General features: G+C 61.9%; 12 protein-coding genes, 1 tRNA gene and 1 rRNA gene. 11 read left to right on the plus strand and 3 right to left on the minus strand.

All coding sequences use genetic code 11. The annotated features are described in order from the left end of the window. Nucleotides 1–34 precede the first annotated feature (34 nt). The 5 genes from I2I01_RS11965 to I2I01_RS11985 all read left to right on the plus strand — a co-directional run bounded on the left by I2I01_RS11965 (nucleotide 35) and on the right by I2I01_RS11985 (nucleotide 13,509). Nucleotides 35–1,765 (plus strand): hypothetical protein, encoded by a 1,731-nt coding sequence (locus I2I01_RS11965; protein ID WP_196286671.1) that lies wholly within the window; start codon nucleotides 35–37, stop codon nucleotides 1,763–1,765. Nucleotides 1,766–1,919: 154 nt separating this feature from the next. Continuing rightward, nucleotides 1,920–8,081 (plus strand): carboxypeptidase regulatory-like domain-containing protein, encoded by a 6,162-nt coding sequence (locus tag I2I01_RS11970; RefSeq protein WP_196286672.1) that lies wholly within the window; start codon nucleotides 1,920–1,922, stop codon nucleotides 8,079–8,081. Nucleotides 8,082–8,257: 176 nt separating this feature from the next. Then, nucleotides 8,258–10,327 (plus strand): fibronectin type III domain-containing protein, encoded by a 2,070-nt coding sequence (locus tag I2I01_RS11975; RefSeq protein ID WP_196286673.1) that lies wholly within the window; start codon nucleotides 8,258–8,260, stop codon nucleotides 10,325–10,327. A 30-nt stretch (nucleotides 10,328–10,357) separates the two neighbouring features. Continuing rightward, entirely contained in the window at nucleotides 10,358–11,452 is a 1,095-nt protein-coding gene (locus tag I2I01_RS11980) for an OmpA family protein (RefSeq protein ID WP_196286674.1), read from the plus strand. A 77-nt stretch (nucleotides 11,453–11,529) separates the two neighbouring features. Beyond that, nucleotides 11,530–13,509 (plus strand): tail fiber domain-containing protein, encoded by a 1,980-nt coding sequence (locus I2I01_RS11985; RefSeq protein WP_196286675.1) that lies wholly within the window; start codon nucleotides 11,530–11,532, stop codon nucleotides 13,507–13,509. 266 nt (nucleotides 13,510–13,775) lie between these two features. On the opposite strand, the gene I2I01_RS11990 is transcribed toward I2I01_RS11985, so the two are convergent. From I2I01_RS11990 to I2I01_RS12000, 3 genes are all read right to left on the minus strand, one after another. Continuing rightward, nucleotides 13,776–14,483, minus strand: coding sequence for a ClpP family protease (locus I2I01_RS11990; RefSeq protein ID WP_262895439.1), 708 nt, complete (start codon nucleotides 14,481–14,483; stop codon nucleotides 13,776–13,778). A gap of 138 nt (nucleotides 14,484–14,621) precedes the next feature. Further along, entirely contained in the window at nucleotides 14,622–15,944 is a 1,323-nt protein-coding gene (gene tig, locus I2I01_RS11995; protein ID WP_196286676.1) for a trigger factor, read from the minus strand. Between the two features lie 89 nt (nucleotides 15,945–16,033). Continuing rightward, nucleotides 16,034–16,115 (minus strand) — tRNA-Leu (locus tag I2I01_RS12000). 284 nt (nucleotides 16,116–16,399) lie between these two features. On the opposite strand from I2I01_RS12000, the gene I2I01_RS12005 reads away from it, so the two are divergent. The 6 genes from I2I01_RS12005 to I2I01_RS12030 all read left to right on the plus strand — a co-directional run. Further along, nucleotides 16,400–18,598 carry a RelA/SpoT family protein gene (locus I2I01_RS12005; RefSeq protein WP_196286677.1) on the plus strand — a complete coding sequence of 733 codons (2,199 nt, stop codon included), beginning with the start codon at nucleotides 16,400–16,402 and terminating at the stop codon, nucleotides 18,596–18,598. A gap of 3 nt (nucleotides 18,599–18,601) precedes the next feature. After that, on the plus strand, nucleotides 18,602–18,934 hold the full coding sequence (locus I2I01_RS12010; RefSeq protein WP_211537921.1) for a CHY zinc finger protein: 333 nt from the start codon (nucleotides 18,602–18,604) through the stop codon (nucleotides 18,932–18,934). Between the two features lie 240 nt (nucleotides 18,935–19,174). Beyond that, on the plus strand, nucleotides 19,175–19,645 hold the full coding sequence (locus I2I01_RS12015; protein WP_196286735.1) for a Fur family transcriptional regulator: 471 nt from the start codon (nucleotides 19,175–19,177) through the stop codon (nucleotides 19,643–19,645). Then, complete coding sequence (locus I2I01_RS12020; RefSeq protein WP_196286678.1) at nucleotides 19,642–19,992, plus strand: STAS domain-containing protein; 351 nt, start codon at nucleotides 19,642–19,644, stop codon at nucleotides 19,990–19,992. The genes I2I01_RS12015 and I2I01_RS12020 overlap by 4 nt, the downstream gene beginning before the upstream one ends. A 235-nt stretch (nucleotides 19,993–20,227) precedes the next feature. Continuing rightward, complete coding sequence (locus tag I2I01_RS12025) at nucleotides 20,228–21,496, plus strand: adenylosuccinate synthase (protein ID WP_196286679.1); 1,269 nt, start codon at nucleotides 20,228–20,230, stop codon at nucleotides 21,494–21,496. A 1,173-nt stretch (nucleotides 21,497–22,669) separates the two neighbouring features. Then, nucleotides 22,670–23,019: ribosomal RNA gene (locus tag I2I01_RS12030) — 16S ribosomal RNA — on the plus strand; the annotation flags it as partial.

The following is a 23,019-nucleotide window of genomic DNA, read 5'->3' on the forward strand; positions in this document are numbered from 1 at the left end:
GTCGCGGCAACTCCCTTTTTCTCTGCAACCGACCATGAAACACTTGCTACGCCCGTTGCTGCTCGCTGCCTTGGTGGCCGGCAGCCCTGCCGCCGGGGCCCAGGACCTGGCCACCCTGGCCCAGCAGAAGCCCGTGACACTGACTGGCACCCTCGACCTGCGCACCGTGCTTTACGGGTACTCGGGCAGCATCACGGCCCGGCGCAAGCCGGTGAGCTACGTGCTGGCCGGGCGCCCCAAGCTCAATATTTACGGCGTGGCCGTGCCGCTGGAATTCGTGGTGAGCGAGCAGGACCGCGCCGTGCGCCAGCCCTTCAACCAGTTCGGCCTGAGCCCGACTTACAAGTGGGCAACGGCTCACCTGGGCTACCGCAACCTCACGTGGTCGCCGTTCACGCTGGCGGGCCACACCATGCTGGGCGCCGGCCTGGAGCTGAACCCCGGCAAGTTCCACTTCGGCCTGATGGTGGGCCGCTTTGCCCGCGCCACCGCCGTGGACGCCACCACGGGCCTTACGGCGCCGTTTGCGTTTTCGCGCCGGGGCTTTGCCGCCCGGCTGGGTGTGGGCACCGTCGATAAATCCTTCATCGACTTCACCATCGTGAAGGGCCGCGACGACAGCAGCAGCGTGAGCCGCCAAGACCGCCTGGCCGCCGGTGCCAACGGCACCCTGGTGCAGCCCGCCGAAAACCTGGCCCTAGGCGTGGGCACGCGCCTGGGCTTCGGCAAAAACAAGTACTGGTTTATCGATGGCGACGCGGCCGTGAGCCTATTCACCCGCCGCCTGGGCAGCCGCTTGGTGCTGGGCGAAAGCACGTTGCCCAGCGCCGTGGATAACACCCTAGGCCGTCTTATCTCCCTAAACGGCTCGACGGAGGCCTACACCGCCTGGCAGGCCGGGGCCGGCTACTGGAAAAACGGCCGCGGCCTGAAGGTGCGCTACCGCCGCATCTCGCCCGGCTACCAGAGCATGGGCGCCTACTTTTTCCAGGACGACGTGGCCAACCTCACGGTATCGCCCAGCTTCGCGCTGTTCAAGCAGAAGCTGCGGCTGAGCGGCAGCTTCGGCGTGCAGCAGGACAACCTGCGTGGCCAGAAGCAGCTTACCAGCAAGCGCCTCATCGGCTCCGCCTCGGCTTCGGCTGATTTTACCGAGCGGTTCGGAGTTGACTTGAACTACACCAACTTCACCACCGACCAGCAGCAGGCCGGCGCCGTGCAGGTGGCCGACTCGTTCCGGCTGGCTCAAACCACGCAGAGCTTCTCCGTGGCCCCGCGCTACGTGCTGATGGGCGAGCACTACGGCCACGCCGTGCTGCTGAGCGTGGACCGCTCGACACTGCGCGCCCTGGGCAGCAACGTGCTCGACAAGCTGGGCGAGTTCACGGCCCTCAACGCCTTCCTCAACTACCAGCTCACGCTGGTGGCCCCGCGCCTCACCCTCGGCGCCACCTACAACTACACCGAGCTGGACCTCTCGCAGGGCACCGACCTTAATCAGGGCCTGCAGCTTTCGGCCGACCGGCCTTTCCTGAAGCGTGATGCCCTGCGCGTGGGCTTGCGCGGCTCCTGGCTGGCGGCGCGCCGCTTCGGCGAGCCCGGCCGCATCACGGGGGCGGGCCTGCGCACCACCTACCGGGCCGGCCAGCACCACAGCTTTCGCCTCGACGCCGCCTACACCGCCCACCAACCCAACCGCGACACCCCCATCAGCCCCCGCTACACCGAAGCCCGGGCCGAAATCGGCTACGGCTTCACATTCTGACGCGGCGTGGACGATGTAGCGTGGACTCTGCGAGTCCGCGCATTCGCAATGCGTTCGCCCAGGCGCGGACTCGCAGAGTCCACGCTACATAGTTCGGCTCCTCTCTGAAAATGCCTTCCAGCACCTTCTGCAAAATCCCTAACCCTTTCACTATATGAAACTACAACTCCTCAACTTCCGCGGGCTGCTCTGGCTGCTGCCGCTGCTGCTACTGGCCGTCGGCGCCCGGGCCCAGACGCCGGTGGTGCGCGTGACGGTGGTGCCGCTGCCCCCGTACTCGACGCATTTGTCCGACTACGCTGACCAGCCCAACCGCCTGCTCATTACGCTCAGCAACACCAGCCGGCAGGCGGTGAGCCTGCAGTTGGCAGCCACTCTCACGGGCGACAACGGCGTGAGCGCCCGCACCAAACCCGACGCCCGCTCGCCCCGGCCGGTGAACCTGGCCGCCCTGCAAACCCGGCAGCTCGACGCCGACGAGCTGGGTCAGCTATTCGATGAGAACATGCTGACCTACACCGGCGTGTCGGTGCAGGAGATTGTGCGCGGCAACGGGCTGCCCGAGGGCACCTACACCATCTGCGTGAAGGCCATGGACTACGCCACGGGCCGGCTGCTGTCGGCTGAGGCGCCGGTGGGCTGCTCGCGGCCGTTCTCGCTGCGCAGCCTGGAGGCGCCCTACATCATTAGGCCGCTGGCCGATGAGAACATTCGGCCCAACGCCCCGCAGAACATTGTGTTTACTTGGAGCCGGCCGGCGGGCGCGCCCGTCACCACGGAGTATGAGCTGCGCATTGTGGAAATGTCGGACCCGCGCCGCAACCCTAACGACGCTTTCCTGGCCGGCACCGTGCCGCCGCTGTTCGAGCGCACCGTGAGCGGGGCCACCGTGCTGCTCTACGGCCCGGGCGAACCCGCCCTTATTCAGGGCCGCCGCTACGCCTTTGCCGTGACGGCCCGCGACCCGCGCAACCGCACTGTGTTCCGCAACAACGGACGCTCGGAGGTACAGACGTTTGTATACGGCACGGTGCCGGCCGGCGCGCCCGCCACGGCCAGCACCCCCACCAAACCGACGAAAACCGTCAAGCCCGTCGACGTGAAAACGACGCTGCCGATGACCACCATCAAGGGTCGGCTGGTGTGGGGCTTCCGCTCCAGCGAGGAAAAAGCAGGAGGGGCCTGGGCCAATTTGACGCCCACGCCCGTTTTCGATGAAAGCAACGGAGCCATTGCTACCGTACTGGCCGACCCCAGCTACGGACCGGGCGGGGCCGGCATTCTGACCGGCGGCGCCTCGCACGCTAAGGCCGGCAGCCACGGTCCGGCCGGCTCGGGCACCTCGTCCGGCGGCGCAAGCGGCGTTAGCGGCGGTAGTGTGAGCAGTGGGGTGAGCAGCGGCAACACTGGCACTGGCGGCTTCAGCGGCGGGGGCATGGGCAACAGCGCGTTTGGCACTTTCGGCGGCGGCTCGGGTAGCGGCGGCTCTGGTGGCAGTAGCTCCGGCAGCAGCGCGGGCGGTGGTGGGCTGCTGTCGGCTACCCTTCCCAACCCGCAGAATGCCCTGAACAACGGCGGTTCGGCCGGGGGCGTGGCCTCGGTGCTGGGGGGCGGCGTCACCTCGGGCGTGGGTTTCGGCGGGGCTTCGGGCAGCGGCAGCTACAGCACGCCCGGGCAAGTGACGCTCGGCGCGGCGCCCAAGCAGGTGCTGCCCCAGTTTATGGGCAGCCAGCGCTACCCCCTGGGCAAAACCAAAGTGCGGCTGGTATTCGACTACAAGCCCATTGCGCCCAACCAGCCGGGCTATAGCGACCAAATTCTGAACGCCACCAAAAGCATTGTGCTGGGCCTGGGCACCACCAACGCCGAGGGCGAGTTCAACATTAGCTACATGAACCCCGGCCAGTTTGACGAGGCCGGCGGGCTAGCTGTGCTGGCGGGTTCCAAAGCGAAAACCATCACGGCCATCCGGGTTGAAGTCGACAACCCGCGCTTCTACTCCGAGCCGGTGGCCTTCGACGTGCCCGAGCCCAAAAATGGTGAGTACGACCTCGGCGAGGTGGCCTGCATGGCCAATTCCTACCGCCTGAAAGTGAACTTGACTGATGGCAAGAACCCCATCACCAAAGGCGTAAAAATCGAGCTGCTGCGCCCCACCAACTGGTACGCTACCAATGCCTACGCCCGCCCCGAAGGCCAGCTGCCCGAAGGCAAGCGGCCCACCGAAGACTTCTTCGTGAACCTGACCAAGGTGACTGAAACATCCAGCGTGGGCCTCGACCTGACGCGCCTGCTGGCCAACGTCGCCAATCCCGATGATACCTACCTCGTGCGCATCAGTGGCGAGGGCTACCAGGCATCGATGACGACGCTACAGGTGCAACCGCCCGCCGGCCCGCCCAGCAACGGCGTGCTCACCGTGACCAAAACCTATACCCTGACGCCCATGCCGCCGGTGGTGCAGGGCCGCGTGCTCCGCAAGCAGGACAACAGCCCCATTCAGGGCGCCACCGTGCGCCTATACCGCGGGCCGATGGACAAGCCCGACTGGCAGTTCAATACCGAAACCGACGCCAAAGGCCACTTCAGCATCGCCCTGAAAACCTCGAACCTATACGAATGGACGCTGCTCGTGACTGGCACCGGCGTGGCTTCCAACTACGAGGAGAAACACATTAAAGTGAATAAAACCGGCCCCGCCGGCATCATCAACCGCGACCCCATCCTGATTGATGCCACTCAGTACCCGCTGGCTGGCCGCGTGGTGAGCGACGAGGGCGGCGCCGGCGTGGCCGCAGCGGCCCTGCAGTGGCGCTCCGGCGGCGCCCCCTTCACTGCCGACGACCAGGGCCGCTTCCTCACCCTGCACCAGTCGGGCCCCGACACACTGCTCGTGAGCAAGCTAGGCTACCAGCCCCGCAAAGTGCCCGTATTTGTAGAAGGCGACGGCAAAACCAAGCCCGGCAAGAAAGGCAAAGGCGTTACCAGTATCGACCTAGGCATTCCTGGTGGCATGGCACAAGCCGCCAATAGCGTGGCTACCACCGTGCAGGGCTTCCCGAGCATGCAGCCGGGCGGCCTGGGCAGTGGAAGCAGCTCCGGTAGTGGAAGTGGCGCGGGCAGCGGCAAAAAAGGCAAGAAGGGCAACGACGCAGGCAGCAGCGCGCCCGGCACGGGCACGACCGGCGGCACGCTTTACAACCCCATGCCGGGCCTGGGCATCGGCGGCGACATCACCAACAGCTACGTCGACCTGCTGCAAAGCGCGGGCATAGGCCAGGGCGTGCCGGTGGGGGAGGGGCAAGACCTTGGCCTCATCACCCTCACCAAATCGGTGGGCCGCCTGCTGGTGACCGTCCTCGATTCGGCTTCGAAAAAGCCCCTGGCGGGCGCGGAGGTGAGCTTTATGGATGCTTCGCCGGCTGTGAGTGCCACGGCCAATGCCAGCGGGCGGGCCTTCTTCGGCAAAGCGCCGGGCGGACCTGTGACGGTGCGCGTGGCTGGCGCCGCTGGCAGCGCCGTGGCCTATGTGCCCAGCCTGACCGACGTGACCGTGGCCACCAACGGCGACACCACCCGCCTGAGCGTGAAGCTGGCCAGCGGCACCCGCGTGGCCGGCAGCGTGACGAGCGGCGGCACAGCCGTGGCCGGCGCCAAAATCCGGGTGCAGGGCCGCCCCGAGCTGGAAGCCACCACCGGCGCGGCCGGTACTTACGAGCTGGTGGGCGTGCCCGCCGGCCAGTGGACGCTCGAAGCAACCAAGTCGGGCCTCGTGGGCCAGAGCAAAACCCAGAAATTTAAGGCCGGCGCCAACGCCACCGTCGACTTCGCCCTCACCGGCGCGGGCTTCGCCATCGACAAACTGCTGGGCTTCCCCATTGAAATCAAAGAGGGCGGGCTGAAAATGGGGGCCGACACCACCCTCACCGGCGCCTTTGTGACCTTGCCCGGCAACCCCGTATTTGAGGCCGCGCCGGGCGCCACGCTGGCCTTCACCAAAGTGGCGGTGCGACTCGATAAGTCGGGCGTGCTGCGGCCCAAGGGCCAAACCTTCGTACAAACCGATGCGCCGGAGCTGTCATTCAAAGCCTTCAAGTTTCTGCCCATCCGCCTGAAAGCCGCCACCGGCCTGCGCGTACAGATGCTGGCCGATAATCCCAGCCTGGGCCAGTTGGTGGGCCAGCCCGAAATCGACTTCGGTCCGCTGAATGGCGCCCTGGGCTGGGCCTTCCCGGCCGGCACCACGCAGTACCTGAGCGACGCAGCCGGCACCGGTCCGGTGCCCGATATGCCCGCCCTGTTTGCGGGCACGCCCACGCTGCCCACCAGCCTGCGCCTGCGGGCGGCGGGCAGCTCGGCCAGCCTCACGCTCTACGGCTTCAAGGCCACCATCGACCTGCAAAAAAGCAGCGTCGGCACCGATGGCCTGCATCTGAGCGGCGATGTGCAGCTCAGCGGCATCCCCGGCCTGGGCACCACCAAGGTGGGAATGCCCGAGCTGTGGCTGTCCACGAGTGGCGAAATCAAGAAGGCCGACCTCAGCTTCAGCCCGGCGCCCAGCGTGTCGCTGGGGCCGTGGGGGCTCACGCTTTCGTCGGGCTCGCTGTCGGAGCAGGGCTTCAGCCTGGGCGGTAAGCTCAAGCTGGCGGTGCCGGGCTCGGCGCCTTCCGAGGTGACGTTCAGCAAGCTCTCCATCGGGGCCAGCATGCTCTACGGCGGCTCATTCACGCTGCCTAGCGGCGGGCTTGATGTACTGAAGCTGGCCAAGTTCAAGCCGGTGGCCGGCTCGCCCATCAGCTTCGGGCAGGAGCCTGGCGGCGGGGCCTACATCCTCTCGGGTGGGGCCGTAACCAGCCTGGAGCTGCTGAAAAAGGAGCTAACCATCAAGAGCTTCGCCGTGACGACGGCCGGCAAATTCTCGGCCGAGGTACCGCTGGACTACGACGTAAGCTTTGCCGGCATCGCCACTCTAAAGCTCAGCACCCTCAAGTTCAACACCATCGGCGAGCTGGGCATCGACGTGGGCGGCGGCATTCAGCTCGATTTGCCCTTGGTGAAAGCCGAGGCCGGCGGCATCAAGTACCGCCCCGGCAAGTCGCCTTCGGTTGATAAAATCGGGTTGCACTTCCCGCTGGCCGGCATCGGCGAGCTGGGCGGCAAGATTGAGTTTCTAAACAGCGGCTTTGCCGGGCAGCTGGGCTTCAACGTGGTGGGTGCCCTCAAGGCCGACGCGCAGTTCAAGTACCAGAAGGTGTCGGGCGACACGCAGTTCAGCACCTACCTGCTGGCCAGCACCCCGCCCATTCCCATCGGGCCGGGCGTGCTGCTCACCGGCCTGGGCGGCGGGTTCGAGTACAAGTACAAGAAAGTGACTTCCGTGACGATGAGCGGCATTATCGGCTTGGGTGGCGACGCCGGCCTGGCCCTGAACCCGCTGAGCGTGACGGTGGCCAGCGGCCCGGTCATCAGTGGCACGGCCAACCTGACGGTGGCCCAGCAGAAATTTGCCAACGCCAGCCTGTTGCTTGACTTTCCCAACCAACTGGCCGCCGTCGAAATCAAGGCCAACTACAGCCCCGTGCCCTTGGTGAGCACGGCCACGGCCGGAGCTAAAGTCGTCATCAGCGGCCGGCAGAACGACACCTACTGGATGATGGGCGTGTATGCAAATGCCAAAATGCTGGGCCTGCTCGACGTAAACGCCAACGTGCTGACGGCCTGGAATCTGAACCGCGACAAACACCCCGAGCACACTGCCTACACCAACTTCATCAACCCCGCCTACCTCACCAATGGCAACACGGTGAACGGCGCCCACCTGCTGGGCAGCACCTTCTACGGCCGCACTAAGGACAATGCCTGGAGCCGCAGCTTTGCCGACATCGCCAGTGGCAAGGTGTGGTTCTACAACCAGGCCAGCGTGAACCTCGACGCCAACTTCAAGAGCAACGCCTACGGCCTGGGCATCGCCAGCGGCTGGGGCGGCGGGGCCGACATCAGCATCGCCGGCAAGAGCATTGCCGGGGCCGATGTGGGCGCCGACTACGCCGTACACGGCGGCTACAACACCACCGACGGCTGGAACTTCGACGGCAAGGCCGGCGCCCACCTCACCGCCTGGTTTGGCAGCTGCAGCGACGCCTGCGCCAACAAAATCTGCTGGGGCGGCTGCTTCGACCCCTGCTGGCCCATTCCCTTCGCCGACGCCTGCGACGTGTGCCCCATCCCGGTGGGCGGCAAGGTGTGCGTGCACCCCGGCATCACCATGAGCTACAAGTCGAAAACCGGCGCCGTGGACGTGGGGCTGGATTTGTAATCCCTGACTTCGACTGACATCCTAAACCTCACTCCGGCCCCTCTCCTCAAGAGAGGGGAGCCTGACGCCAGCTGCAACTTCCGTCAGGTGCATAACCGGTGCCCCCTCTCCCGATGAAGAGGGGGTCAGGAGGTGAGGTTTTGGAGCCGCGCCCATCCACCTTTCTGCATTTCAATATGAAACTCACATACTTCCTCTTCGCCGCCCTATTGGCTTTGCCAGTAGTCGCCCAAGCACAAACCAAACCGGCTGCCAGCAAAGGCCCCGCGCCCGAGCCGCCCATCTACCCCGCGCCCGAAGGCGTGTGGGTGGTCATCAGCGGCTCGGCCCTGAACCCCGACAAGCCCTCAGGCCGCTTGGTGGGCGCCCGCGTTTTCCGGGCCGATGCCGGTAGCAACAGCTATAAAGAATTAGGCCAGATTCGGGAAGCTGCCACCCTGGCCGACTTCCGCGCCATTGCCGGCCCGCAGGCCATCGATGCGCTTAAGGCGACGCAGAAACTGGCTTCTGATGAAGCAGCCTGGGCCTTCATCCAGGCTCACCCCAACGTGCGCGACTACGGCCTGCAAGCCCTCGACATGCCCTTCCGGCAGGCCCTGGGCACGGCTTTTCTGGATGCCTCGGCCAAGGACGCCAAGCCCGGCACCCGCTACGCCTACCGCGTGCAGCCCCTCTACGCCACCGCCGAACTGAACCGCGCGGCCGAGGGCAAGTTCTTCGAAAAAACAGTGGAAATGGGCCGGCTCTCGCCGCTGCCCCGGCCCCGCACCAGCTACGTGCGTGGCCTCGATTCGGTGATGACCGTGCGCTGGGTGGCCCGCGCCCAGCCCGCTTCCGACCCGCTTACCACCGTGTACGGGCGGGTGTGGCGGCAGGGACCCGGCGAGCGGGGCTTCACCCTGGCCGCCGACCGCCTGTTGGCCAGCCGGGAGCGCGACTCGCTGTATTTCAACTTCGATGAGCGGGTGCGGCCCGAAAGCCTCTACCGCTACTACCTGCAGCCGCTCGACTTCGTGGGCAACCCCGGCCCGGCATCCGATACCACTTACGCCTTGTCGGTAGACCCGCGCCGCACGGCCCTGGTGACTGGCGTTTCGGCCCGCGACACGGCCGCCGGCATTGCCCTGGCCTGGCCCGCGCTGCCCGCCAAGGGCTATTGGGCCGGCATCGAAATCCAACGCTCGCGCGACGCCCGCGGCAGTTACGTGCGCTTCGACACCATCCCGGCCAGCGCCACCAGCTACCTCGATACCCGCCTGCTGCCCAACGTGGCCTACCATTACCGCCTGCGCGCCCTGCTGCTGGGCGGCCGCACGCCCGACGTGGCCTCGGCCACAGCCATGGCCTCGCACCGGCCCACCGCGGGCCGGCCGCCGCTGGCCCCGGTGGCCCTCACAGGCGAGCCCGAAGGCCGGCATGTGCGCCTGCGCTGGCAGCCCGGCGCGCCCGACCTCAACCACGACGCCTACTTCGTATACCGGGGCACCTCGCGGCAGGACTCATTGGTAGTGGTTTCGCCGGCCCTGCATGGCAACATCACCACCTTCCTCGACACCGCCGCCGCCAACGGTCGCCGCCAGTACACCTACGTGGTGCAGGCCGTGAATAAGAACAACCAGGCCAGCCCTTTTTCCGAGCCGGTGGACGTGCAGCCCCGGCGCCCGATGACGGTGGTGTCCCCCCTAGGCCTGCAAGCCTACGCCGATGGCACCGCCCTGCGCCTGAGCTGGGACGATGCCGCCCGCCGCGACGCCGCTGTGGTGGCCTACCGCCTCTACCGCCGCCCAGCTTCGGCCGACGCCACTGGTAAGGCTGGCTTCAAGCCATTGACCGATAACGCAGTACGTGGTACTTCCTATGAAGACGAAGGCCAGCCCGGCGAGGCCTATCAATACGCCGTGGCTGCCGTGGATGCGCTGGGCAACGAAAGCGCCTGGTCGCCGGTGGCCACAGTGCGGGTGCCGGCCGCGCCGCTGCTGCCCCCTTCGCGTGTGAATGCCCGCCCCGTGTCCACTGGCCTGGAACTGAGCTGGACGCACCCGGCCGTGGCCGTGCCCAAGGGCTACGCCCTCTACCGCCGCGCCCGCCAGGAAGCCAAGCCGCTCCGCCTGGCCACCCTCGCCCCGGCCCAAACGCGCTACGTGGACCAGACCGCCAAGCCCGGCACGCTCTATATCTACTCGCTTTCGGCCTTGGGTGCCGCGCAGGAGTCGGCGCGCACCCCCGAAATCAGCGCCCGCCGCTAACTGCTTTTTCGCTCTTTCAACGCTTATATCATGCAATTTCTTCGCATTCCGCTGCTGGCACTAGTCCTCAGCGCCCTTGCCTGCTCATCCCGCAAAGACACCACAACCGAGATGGCGCACGAAGCACCGGCTGCGACTGTGGCAGCAGTGCCCGCCAAGCCGGCTGAGCCCACCGCGCCCGCCCCAGCCCCCGCGGCTCCGGTCGATACGGCCCATGCCCCGGCGGACCCAGCCGGTTTCGACCCAGCTTCGGCGCCGGTCGCCAACCCCAAGTTGGGGGCCTGGCCCTATTTCTCTTTGCTGGAGGGCTACCACAAGGGCACCATCAAAGACCCCGAAATCAGCCACGACAAGTTTAACGACTTGTTCAAAGACGTGGCTTTTGACCGTTACGAGTTTTTCGATGGCGTCAAGCTCATTCCCGTCGAGGGCCGCCTCACCACATTCGAAGCTATTGGCAAGGGTGCTTCATTCTTTCAAGTGCAGAAAACCTACGAGAAGCTGGTACACGACCTGGGCGGCGTGACGGTGTGGGAAGGCCCGATGGAGAAATTCAAGGACACCAAGCTGAAGATGGACGAGGAGCGCCACCGCGGCCAGTACAGCATGTGGACCAGCGAGAAGGCCGGCGTGTACATGGTGCGCACGTCTGACCGCGAAATCTGGGTGGAAGTGTACCAGCGCTACAACGACCCCGCCGGCTACTGGCTGACCGTGGCAGAAAAAAAGGCCCTGCCCATGCAGGCTTCCGTGCTGCCCGCTGCCGAAATGAAAAAGGCCCTCGACGCCACCGGCCACGTGGCCCTCTACCTCAACTTCGACACCGACCAGGCCACCCTCAAGCCCGACGCCCAGGCCACCATTGCCCAAATCATCAGCCTGCTATCGCAAAATCCCGACCTCAAACTGAGCGTGGAGGGCCACACCGACAACGCCGGCACCGCCCCGCACAACCAGCAGCTCAGCGAGGCCCGCGCCCGCACCGTAGTAGCTACCCTCACCGCCCAGGGCATTGCCGCCGACCGCCTCAAAGCCGCCGGTTTCGGCCAGACCAAGCCCCTGTCCGACAACGCCACCGATGCCGGTAAGGCCAGGAATCGCCGCGTCGAGCTGGTGAAAATGTGAGTCATGCTGCCTACAGCAGCTCCATCTTTTAACCCAACGCACCACCCCGGGCAGCGCCCGATTTTTCATTGTTTATCATGAAGCATCTATACCTCGCGGCTGCTTTGCTGGGCGGTTCGTTCAGCACTGCCCAGGCCCAGGTAGGGGTGGGCACCACCACGCCCGACGCTAAGTCGGCGCTCGACATCCGGGCCACGGACAAGGGCCTGCTCATCCCGCGCCTCACCGCTGCCCAGCGCACGGGCATCACCAACCCGCCCCAAGGCCTAATGGTCTACCAAACCGATGGCTCGGCCTCGGGTGGGGTCCAAACCGGCTTTTGGTACTACGCTGGCGCCCCCGCCACTTGGGTGTATCTAAACCCCAATGGCGACAATCTAGGCAACCACACCGCCACGCAGGACCTCAACCTGCAGGGCAATGCCCTCACCGGCACCGGGGCCAGCATCGGAACCACGGTGGGCGTGGGCATTCGGGCCGACGGGGGCCTGAACCTGGGGCAAAACACCACCGGCAACAGTGTGAGCCTGGGCTATCAGGCCGGTGCGGCCAATACCACCACCGGCAACCTGTTTGTGGGCTACCAGGCTGGCACCCGCACCACCTCCGGTTTTTCCAATGTATTCGGGGGCTACCAGAGTGGCTTCACGAACAGCACGGGCCGCTCCAACGTGTACCTGGGCTTTTTAGCCGGCTACGCCAACACCAACGGCACCGCCAACGTGTTCGTGGGAGCTCAGAGCGGCTCGAGCAACACCACCGGTGTGCTCAATCTGTTTGCCGGCGCCAGCAGCGGTTACAACAATACCACCGGCGTGGGCAACGTGTTTTTGGGCAACGGCAGTGGCTACGGCGCTTCTACCATTTCGGGCAACGTGTTCATTGGAAATTCCAGCGGTTCGAGTTCGCTCAATACCGCCGACAACAACGTATTCGTGGGCGACATCAGCGGCTATTCGAACACCACCGGCACCGCCAACGTGTTCAGCGGCAGCAGAAGCGGCTACGCCAACACGGCCGGCAGCAACAATGTGTTTGCAGGCTACCAGAGCGGTACATCCAACACCACCGGCGACGACAACGTGTTTCAAGGCTATCAGGCCGGCTATCGCAACACCACCGGTGACCAGAACGTGTTCGGCGGCAGCCAGGCCGGCTACGCCAACCAGACTGGGGGCTACAATGCGTTCATGGGTTACCGGGCGGGCTATGCCAATACCAGCGGGGCCAACAACGCCTTCGTAGGCCATCAGGCGGGCGTAGCCAATACCACCGGCTTTCGCAATGCCTTTTTTGGGCGAAGCGCGGGCTTTAGCACGACGGACGGGGCCCGCAACGCGTTTCTGGGCGAAGCGGCTGGTTACAGCAACGTGGGCGGCGACCAGAACGTGTTTGTGGGCAGCCAGGCCGGCTATTTCAACACCGGTGGCAACGATAATACCGCCCTGGGCAACCTCAGCGGCCCCGCCACCGCCAACCTGAACAACACCCTCAGCCTAGGCAGCGGGGCCACTGCAGCGGCCAGCAACACCATCCAGCTCGGCAACGCCAGCATCACCAGCCTGCGCTGCCAAGTGGGGCTCACTGTCACTTCCGATGCCCGTTTCAAGTATCAGGTGCAAGCCAACGTGCCCGGACTGGCCTTCGTCAACCGCCTGCGTCCGGTAACCTACCTCCTCGACGCGGCACGGCAGACGGCCTTCGAGCGCACTGGCCGGTTGGGGCCCCGCCTCGCTGCCGATTCGGCCACTGCCGCCGTGCACACGGGCTTCTTGGCCCAGGAAGTGGCTGCCACCGCCCAAGCCTTGGACTTCGACTTCGATGGCGTGCACACCCCAGCTACTGCCCGCGACCCATACGGGCTTAATTATGCCCAGTTTGTGGTACCGCTGGTGCGCTCCGTGCAGGAACTCAGCGCCGAAGTGGAAGCCCTGAAGGCACAAAATGCCCGCCTGCAGACGCAGGCTGCCCAAGCCCAGAACGACCACGCCGCCCTGCTGGGCCTGCAAACCCAGTTGGCCCGCCTGCTCGGTCAGGATGCCCAGGCGCAGAAGTAGCTCTTCCCACCCGCTCCCGAGGCGCTTCACGGCATTCTCAAAGACACGCTTAAAGACGCCGCAAATAAAGTCCGCTACCTCTCCCCAGATGCCTGTAGTTGCCTCAGGAGCGTGATATTGGTTAACCTACGCGCCGAGGTCATTACCAAATTGCTGCACCTGCGCTGACCAGCCAGTGGCAATACGCCTCCGCCTTAAGCCACAAAAAAGCCTCTGCTGTTTCCAGCAGAGGCTTTTTGCTTTTCAGCGCGAGGCTACCGTGAAGATTAAGCTTTCTTCTTCTCCAGCACCTCGTCAATCAGGCCGTACTCTTTGGCCTCGTCGGCACGCATCCAGTAGTCGCGCTCCGAGTTGTCGTAGATTTCCTGGTAAGTTTTGCCGGTGTGCTGCGCCAGAATGTCATACAATTCCTTCTTCAGCTTCAGGATTTCACGGGCCGTGATTTCAATGTCCGTCGACTGGCCTTGCGCGCCGCCGCTGGGCTGGTGAATCATCACCCGGGCGTGGGGGAGGGCCGAACGTTTGTTGGCCGCACCGCCAGCCAGCAGCACAGCACCCATCGAGGCGGCCAAGCCGGTGCAGATGGTTGCCACGTCGGGGTTCACGTACTGCATCGTATCATAAATACCCAGGCCGGCATACACCGAGCCGCCGGGCGAGTTGATATACAGCAGAATGTCTTTCTTGGCATCGGCCGACTCCAGGAACAGCATTTGAGCCGTCAGGATGTTGGCAATGTAATCGTCCACGGCCGTGCCCAGGAATACAATCCGGTCCATGATGAGACGCGAAAACACGTCGATTTCGGCGAAGCGCGTGGGGCGCTCCTCAATCACCGAGCGGGTCATACCCGTGGGCAGGATGAGGCCACCGCGCGTCTGGCCTTCCACGTGTTGGATGTACTGGTCCACACCCAGGCCGCTGAGGCCCTGGTGCTTCACCGCAAACTTGCGAAACTCTTGTTTATTCAGCATTGGGTTGAAATGTGGCGCCGGCTTGCGCTTGCGCGGGTGATGGTTCTAAGACGGGCGAAGTAAAGGAATGTTGTCGGAACCCCAACAAAAAAGCCCCTACGTCACCGTAAGGGCTTTTTGAAAAAGGGTCTGCTCAGCTTAGCTGTGCAGGGTCCGGAATTCTTCGGCCGTTACGGGCTTGTCCGTAACAACAACTTTGCCGCGCAGGTTTTCCAGCACTTTCTCTGCCAGAATGGCCTCGTACTCGTTCACGTAGTTCTTGCCGTTCTCCTGCTTGAGGTATTGGTCGGCGTACTGACGCATCGACTCGCGCATCTCGTCGGGCATGTTCGGCATGTTGAACTGACCCATGATTTTGTCGAGCGTACGCTCCACAATCTCGTCGTTGCTCACCTTCAGGCCGGCTTCTTCCACCACCTTGTTGCGAATCATGCTCCACTTCAGCTCCTTCTCGTAGTCGCTGTAGTGCTCTTCCACCATCTCGGGCGTCAGTTTGCCCTCGTTGGCGCGCACCAGCCACTTCTTGAAGAACTCCGTGGGCACCTTAATCTCGGTGTTTTCCACCAGTTGCTGCACAATGCGGTTGTTCAGCGAGCCCTCGGCCTCACGGTCGTAGTTCTGCTGAATGGTCTCGCGCACCTTAGCGTCAAACTCTTCTTGCGAAGAAACTGCCTCGGGGCCAAACACTTTGTCGAACAGCTCCTGGTTCATTTCGGGCGCCGCTGTGCGGTTCACCTTCTCCACGCTGAACTCGTAGTCGCCGGTAGCTTCCTCAGCCTCTTTCTTGCTCAGGCCAGTGAAGTTCGAAATGGCCATGGCGTCATTGCCGAAGGCAGCCTGCAGGTCGAACGTAATCACGTCGCCAGCCTTCTTGCCGATGAACTGAGCTTGGTCGCCCGTCACTTTGCTGATGGGCAGCAGCACGGTGCGGCCTTCGCCTTCCTCGCCGGCCTTCTTGAACTTGCCAAACAGGTAGTCGCCAGCTTCCGACTCGTCGGGGTTGGTCGTCTCGCCATACTGGCGGGCAATCTGCTCGTTGGTCTGGGCCAGCGTATCGTCGTCGAGGCTCACCTTGTGCAGCTCGGCGGTCAGCTCGGCGGGCAGCTGGAAATCGGGCAGCAGGCCCAGCTCAAACTGGAAGCTGAAGTCTTTGTCGGTGTCGAAATCCACGTTGCTCGGCACGGGCAGGGGCTCGCCCAGCAGGTTGATTTTGTTCTCCTTGATGTAGGAGTCCACTGCTTTGCCCAGCATTTTGTTGATTTCCTCGGCCAGAATGCCCTTGCCGTACATCTTGCGCACCATGCCCATGGGCACCATGCCGGGGCGGAAGCCCTTTATCTGGGCGCGCTTGCTGTAGTCTTTGAGTTGCTTTTCGACGGTGGGCGCGTAGTCGGCTTCGGTCAGGTTCACCGTCAGCAGCCCGGTCAGCTGCTCGTCGTTCTTGTCGAGGGTAATGTTCAAAACAGGGAAGCCAGCTGCTGCCGGCGGGTTGAATGGGTGAAAAAAAAGCCTCCAGCCTAAACGACCGAAGGCCTACTCAAACGTAAAAGTGCGGATAGAGGGACTCGAACCCACACGCCTTGCGGCACCAGATCCTAAGTCTGGCACGTCTACCAATTTCGCCATATCCGCATAATAAGGCACCCGTCGCCAGTTGCAACGGGCCGCAAAGGTACTCGGTAAAGTGTTTGCGCGCAACGGATAGGTTTTGTTTACAATAGGGGAGGGCATGAGGAACCAAATTTGGTCGTCATGCCGAGCACAGCCGAGGCATCTCGCGTGCAATAGCAATCCAATCGATAGGTTTACTCCCCACGCGAGATGCCTCGGCTGCGCTCGGCATGACGTTCTTTTCATGTGTGCGTATTACCCAAGAAAGGCCACCTTTTCCGCCCCGGCGTTGTTACTTTACCATTATGCCGCCCGTTATCGACCTTCAAGCTGAGCGCCAGGAAATCCTGCGCCACTACCGCCGCCTGCTGCGCACGGCCAAGCCGTACCTGAAAGACGGCGACGCCAAGCTGATTAAAAAAGCCTTCAACCAAAGCCTCGAAGCGCATAAGGAGATGCGCCGCAAGTCGGGCGAGCCCTATATCCTGCACCCGCTGGCCGTGGCCCAGATTGCGGTAGAGGAAATCGGCCTGGGCACCACCAGCATCGTGGCTGCGCTGCTGCACGACGTGGTGGAGGACACGCCCACCGAACTGTCGGACATCGAGCGCGAGTTCGGTCCCAAGGTGGCCCGCATCATCGATGGACTGACCAAGATTTCGGGCGTTTTCGAGTACGGTACCAGCGAGCAGGCCGAGAACTTTCGCAAGATGCTGCTCACCCTGAGCGAGGACGTGCGCGTGATTCTCATCAAAATCGCCGACCGTCTGCACAACATGCGGACGCTCGACTCGATGCCGCGCCACAAGCAGCTGAAAATTGCCTCCGAGACACTTTATCTGTACGCGCCGCTGGCCCACCGACTGGGCCTCTATACTATAAAGAGTGAGTTGGAGGATTTGTACCTCAAATTCACCGATACGGAGACGTACACGGAGCTTAAGGCCAAGGTCCGCCAAAGCCAGGCCGCGCGTAACCGTTTCATCAAGGAGTTTGTGCAGCCTATTGACGAGGAACTGAAGGCGCAGGGCTTCGACTACGAGATAAAAGGCCGGCCCAAGAGTATCTATTCCATTCTCAAAAAGATTAAGAAGCAGAACATCACCTTCGACGAGGTGTATGACCTGTTCGCCATCCGCGTGATTCTGGATGTGCCGCCGGAGCAGGAAAAAGCGGCCTGCTGGCAGGTGTACAGCATCGTGACGGACTTCTACCAGCCTAACCCCGACCGCCTGCGTGATTGGGTGAGCACGCCCAAAGCCAACGGCTATGAGAGCCTGCACACCACCGTTATGTCGCGCGCCGGCCAATGGGTTGAGGTGCAAATTCGCTCGCGCCGCATGGACGACATCGCCGAGAAAGGCTATGCCGCGCACTGGAAATACAAGGATACCGGCAGCATTCAGCCCGAAAGCTCGCTCGAGGGTTGGGTGAACAAGGTGCGCGAGATGCTGGAATCCAACAATTCCAGTGCACTGGAATTCATGGACGAGTTCCGTCAGAACCTGTTCGTAAAAGAGGTATACGCCTTCACGCCCAAAGGCAAGCTGGTGATTCTGCCCGATAAGGCCACCGCGCTGGATTTCGCCTTCGACATCCACTCCCAAATCGGCATCCACTGCCTCGGCGCCAAAGTGAACCAGAAGCTGGAGCCGCTCAGCTATCAGCTGCACAACGGCGACCAGGTCGAAATTCTGACCTCGCACAAGCAGCGCCCCACGCCGGAGTGGCTCAACTACGTCATCACCACCAAGGCTCGCTCCAAAATCAAGGATTTCCTGCGCGACGACAAGCGCGCCAAAGCCGAAGACGGCCGATTCATCCTCGAAAAGCGGCTGGAACTCATCGGTGTGCCCTTCACGCAAGACAATTTTAACCGCCTACTGGCTTATTTCAACGCGCCCACGGCCCAGGAATTTTACTACCGCCTGGCTGTTGGGCAGATTGACGGGCGTACCATCCGCGAGTCGCTTTTCAGTTCCGAGAAGCCCCTGCCGGCCGTGCTCGAGCCCAAAACCTTTGAGGACGAGGTGCAGAAAATACGCGGCGTGCGGCCCGATATGCTGGTGGTGGGTGAGCACACCGACAAGTTCAACTACAGCATCGCCCGCTGCTGTAACCCCATCCCCGGCGATGACGTGTTCGGCTTCGAAACCGACCAAGGCCTTATCATTCACCGCACCAGCTGCCCCCGTGCCGTCGACCTCATGTCAAACTACGGCAACCGCATCGTGCGCGCCAAGTGGACCGACCAGCTCGAACTGGCCTTTCTTGCTGGCGTCCGCCTCCGGGGCTCCGACCGCGTGGGTCTCGTCAACGACGTCACGCGCATCATCAGCACCAGCCTCAAGGTCAACATGCGCTCTATCGCCCTTACCGCCGACGACGGCATTTTCGAAGGTCAGATTATGGTGTTCGTCAATGATACCGACCATCTCAACAAGCTCATTCAACGCCTCAAGAAGGTATCGGGTGTGCTGCAAGTCGAGCGGTTCGATTCGTAATCTGTGAAAGTCACCGAATCCATCACCATCCACGGCACCAATGTGAACGCGCGCACCCAATGTGCGCACTATCACTCCGAGCGCGACATCATCGCCATCCAGCACAAGTGCTGCGGCGAATTCTACGCCTGCATCCGGTGCCACAACGAAGCCGCTGACCACCCCGCCCAAGTCTGGCCCAAAACAGAGTTTCAAGCCCAAGCCATCTACTGCGGCCACTGCCACCAAACCTTAAGCATCGCCAGCTACTTAAGCAGCAACAGTACCTGTCCTCACTGCCAGGCCGCCTTCAACCCCGGCTGCGCCAATCATTACCACCTCTATTTCGAGCAGTAATTTATTGCCTCGTCCCGCGGTGGTTCTTCCTCTCCTAAAGGCTTCGCGCTTCAAGCGACCTCGGGACAGGGGGGAGGTGCCCCCGCCAGAACGTACCTTTGTCCCGCCTACTTATCTCTTATATACACTGTGAGTAAATCCCAGACCGACTTAATCAACGAAGCAGGGCAGGGGGGAGGCGGCTCCTCCGAAACCGGCTACGCAGCCAAGCACACGCCCAGCCCCGCTTCCGAAGCCTCGCTGAACACCGACCGCCTCGATGAAGTCCGCAAGCTCTTCACCGCTCACCTCGAAAACAAAGGCCTGCGCAAAACCGGCGAGCGCTACGCCATTCTGGAAGAAATCTATGCCCGCTCCGGTCACTTCGATGTCGATGAGCTTTATGCCGGCATGAAAGAGCGGGGCCTGCAAGTAAGCCGCGCCACCGTCTACAATACCCTCGATTTGCTGGTCGAGCAAGGCCTCGTCAGCAAGCACCAATTCGGCCGCAACCTTGCCCAGTACGAAAAGAGCTACGGCTACCGCCAGCACGACCACGTCATTTGCACCGAATGTCATAAAGTGGTGGAATTCTGCGACCCCCGTATCCACGGCATCCAAACCATGGTCGGCGACCTGCTGAACTTCCATATCTTGCACCATTCTTTGAATCTTTACGGCATCTGCGGCGACTGCCGCGCCCAGGCCGCCGCCCGAAATACCCACGCATGACCACCACTAGCACCGTCGACAACGGCATCCTCTTCGTCCGCCTCAACGGCGACCTCATCGGCAGCCCCGATACCGACCAACTTCTCCAATCCGTCAACCAGCACCTCGGCGAAGACCTCAACCAGTGCGCTGTCGACCTTTCTGAAATCCGCTACATCAACAGCACTGGCATCGGCGTTCTTGTCTCGCTCCTCACCAAATTCCGCAGCCGCGGCGGCGAATTGGTCCTCATCAACCCCGCCGACCACCCCAAGAAGATGCTGGCCGTCACAAAGCTAAACAACATCTTCACCGTTTCGCCCGACGAAGCCACCGCCCGCCAGCAACTCACCCCGGCCGCCAATTAGGCGGCCGTTTTTTTGCCCTGTTTGGTTAATCCCACGTCATACTGAGTGCAGCGAAGGACCTACCTTCTCACGGAAAACAATAGCAGGCAAAAATCAACGCAGCATTTCAAACCCTAATACCAAAACCATAATAATAGCCCTCGCAAAATCACCCAGCCCTCGTCAGGCTCCTCTCCCAGCAGGAGAGTAGGCCAGGGGATGAGATGTGACCCACAAGGGCGACTCCCAAACCACCATGCCAGTAGATGTATTAGTAGGCCTCCAATGGGGCGATGAAGGCAAAGGCAAAATCGTAGACGTCCTTGCACCCACCTACGACGCCGTAGCCCGCTTCCAGGGCGGCCCCAACGCCGGCCACACCCTCTATTTCGATGGCGTCAAGCACGTCCTTCACCAGGTGCCCAGCGGCATTTTCCACCCCCACATCCTCAACATCGTCGGCAACGGCGTTGTCCTCGACCCCATCGTCTTCCGTCAGGAGCTCCAAAAGCTCACCGACCGCGGCATCGATTGGTCCCACAACCTATACATCTCCAAAAAAGCCCAACTCATCCTGCCTTCGCACCGCGCCCTCGACCGCATCAGCGAAGAAGCCCGCGGCAACACCAAAATCGGCAGCACCCTCAAAGGCATCGGCCCCACTTATTCGGATAAAATTGGCCGCGTCGGCCTCCGCGTCGGCCACATCCTCCTGCCCGATTTCCAGCAACGCTACCAAGAAGCCGTCGCCCAGCACGCCGCTATCGCCGCCCATCACAACAAAGAGCTTGAAATCGAAGCCCTCGAGGCCGACTTCTTCTCCGCCGTCGAATTCCTGCGCTCGCTCCAACTCACCGATACCGAGTTCCTTCTCAACGACCTCCTCACCCAAGGCAAGTGCATCCTCGCCGAAGGTGCCCAAGGCTCTTTGCTAGATATCGACTTCGGTTCCTACCCCTACGTTACCTCCTCCAGCACCATCGCTGCCGGCGCCTGCACTGGCCTCGGCATTGCCCCCCGCCACATCGATAAGGTATACGGCATCACCAAAGCCTATTGCACCCGCGTCGGCAGCGGCCCTTTCCCCACCGAGCTCCACGACGAAGTAGGCGAGCAAATCCGCCAAGCCGGCCGTGAATTCGGCTCCACCACCGGCCGTCCCCGCCGCTGCGGCTGGATAGACCTGCCCGCCCTGCGCTACGCCATCATGCTAAACGGCGTAACCGAGCTCCACCTCATGAAAGCCGACGTGCTCGACAATTTCGCCGAAATCCAAGCCTGCACCCACTACCGCACCGCCACCGGCACCAGTACCCCCCAACTGCCTGACCCCGGCGAGCTCACCGCCGTCACCCCCGAATACATCACCCTCCCGGGCTGGAAAACCAACCTTACCGCCATCACCGACGCCACCCAACTCCCTACCAACCTCACCGCCTACCTCGAATTCCTCGAAAAGGAGTTGCAAGTTCCCATCAGCATCGTCAGCGTCGGCCCCGACCGCGTTAGCACCCTCCACCGCTAGAAGAACGGAACAAGCAGAACGTCATGCCGAGCACAGTCAAAGCGCCTCCTCTGCCGGAGTAATTCTGCCCATCCAGCAATTTTAAGAGCTTCATATAGCCCCGCAGCCCTTTCCAACCCCAATCTGGAGATGGCTGTGGGGCTTCTTGTATGAGAAAAAAATCATTGCTCATTTCGAAGCTTCTTTTCACTTCAAACCCGGCAACCTAGGCAGTAGGGTAGGGGCAAAACGTTCTTTGTTCCCAATCCATACATTCAAACCCCACTGGCACCTGTAACCCGACGCAATTCAGTAGGCATTTTCACTCTACTGTTACCTTTCCGCCAATGCTAGGAACCGGTTCTAAACGCTAACTCCACCATCCCAACTCACTTCCGATTCATTTTTTTGACCGCATCAATCAACTACTTACAACCCCAAATCAACTATTTCGTAAAAGGCCCCTTGCCGCCCCGAAAAGTCCTCCTACCTTTGCAGTCCCGAAACGTCAAACGTACCAACGGAAAAGCCCAAAGCACTCGCTCAGGCACAAACTTGAAAGGTTCGGAACTCCCACGGAAGACAACTTGTCTGTCCTCCGCAGCCAGCCGCAAGCGTCGAGATTTATTTCTCAAACAGCTTGCACCAGCGAAAAAAGCCACCGTACCTTTGCAACCCGCTTCAACCGGAAGCCGGCCGCCTTCAAAAATCGAAGCGAAAAGAATTAAAAATTTTTCGCCAAAAGATTTGAAAGTCGAAAAAAACTTCTACCTTTGCACTCCCAAAGCGAACAGAGGTAACCAAAAGCCAGTCTTAACAAGCTGACTTGCAAAACCTAAAGCCACTTTAAGTGAAAGCGGCCGATTTGAAAAACGAATCGAAAAACAGAAAATTTTCGAAAACAAGTTGACAAATCAAAAATAGTTTTTACCTTTGCAATCCCAAAACGAACAAAGGTTGACAACGACAACCACGGGCTAAATTAGCAGCCCGCACTGATGCCTCAAATGGAAGCATTACACGTTCTTTGAATGACGGAAACAGACAAAATAGTAAGTGTTCCACTTGCTCCTTCTTCTTCGGAAGAAGCGCAGTGAAACAAACCAAGCGAAACGAATTTGACCATAACGTCAAAATGTGAGCAAGGTCAGCACTCGACATCAGCTCATCTTCGGGTGAGTGTAGAATATTTATACAATGGAGAGTTTGATCCTGGCTCAGGATGAACGCTAGCGGCAGGCCTAATACATGCAAGTCGAACGGTGGTAGCAATACCATAGTGGCGCACGGGTGCGTAACGCGTAACCAACCTGCCCTTGACTGGGGGATAGCCCGCCGAAAGGCGGATTAATACCGCATAATCTAAGGTGGCGGCATCGTCTCTTTAGGAAAGATTTATTGGTCAAGGATGGGGTTGCGTAGCATTAGCTAGTTGGCGGGGTAACGGCCCACCAAGGCGACGATGCTTAGGGGAGCTGAGAGGCTGGTCCCCCACACGGGCACTGAGATACGGGCCCGACTCCTACGGGAGGCAGCAGTAGGGA

The organism is Hymenobacter properus (genome assembly GCF_015694735.1).
In the GTDB taxonomy this organism is placed as follows: Bacteria; Bacteroidota; Bacteroidia; order Cytophagales; family Hymenobacteraceae; genus Hymenobacter; species Hymenobacter properus.

What these genes read in the sequence shown, in the direction of transcription:
- I2I01_RS11980 (WP_196286674.1), top strand. Translation starts at nt 10,358, where the DNA reads ATGCAATTTCTTCGCATTCCGCTGCTGGCACTAGTCCTCAGCGCCCTT.
- I2I01_RS11975 (WP_196286673.1), top strand. Translation starts at nt 8,258, where the DNA reads ATGAAACTCACATACTTCCTCTTCGCCGCCCTATTGGCTTTGCCAGTA.
- I2I01_RS11965 (WP_196286671.1), top strand. Translation starts at nt 35, where the DNA reads ATGAAACACTTGCTACGCCCGTTGCTGCTCGCTGCCTTGGTGGCCGGC.
- I2I01_RS12020 (WP_196286678.1), top strand. Translation starts at nt 19,642, where the DNA reads ATGACCACCACTAGCACCGTCGACAACGGCATCCTCTTCGTCCGCCTC.
- I2I01_RS12025 (WP_196286679.1), top strand. Translation starts at nt 20,228, where the DNA reads ATGCCAGTAGATGTATTAGTAGGCCTCCAATGGGGCGATGAAGGCAAA.
- I2I01_RS11990 (WP_262895439.1), bottom strand. Translation starts at nt 14,483, where the DNA reads ATGCTGAATAAACAAGAGTTTCGCAAGTTTGCGGTGAAGCACCAGGGC.
- I2I01_RS12005 (WP_196286677.1), top strand. Translation starts at nt 16,400, where the DNA reads ATGCCGCCCGTTATCGACCTTCAAGCTGAGCGCCAGGAAATCCTGCGC.
- I2I01_RS11985 (WP_196286675.1), top strand. Translation starts at nt 11,530, where the DNA reads ATGAAGCATCTATACCTCGCGGCTGCTTTGCTGGGCGGTTCGTTCAGC.
- I2I01_RS11970 (WP_196286672.1), top strand. Translation starts at nt 1,920, where the DNA reads ATGAAACTACAACTCCTCAACTTCCGCGGGCTGCTCTGGCTGCTGCCG.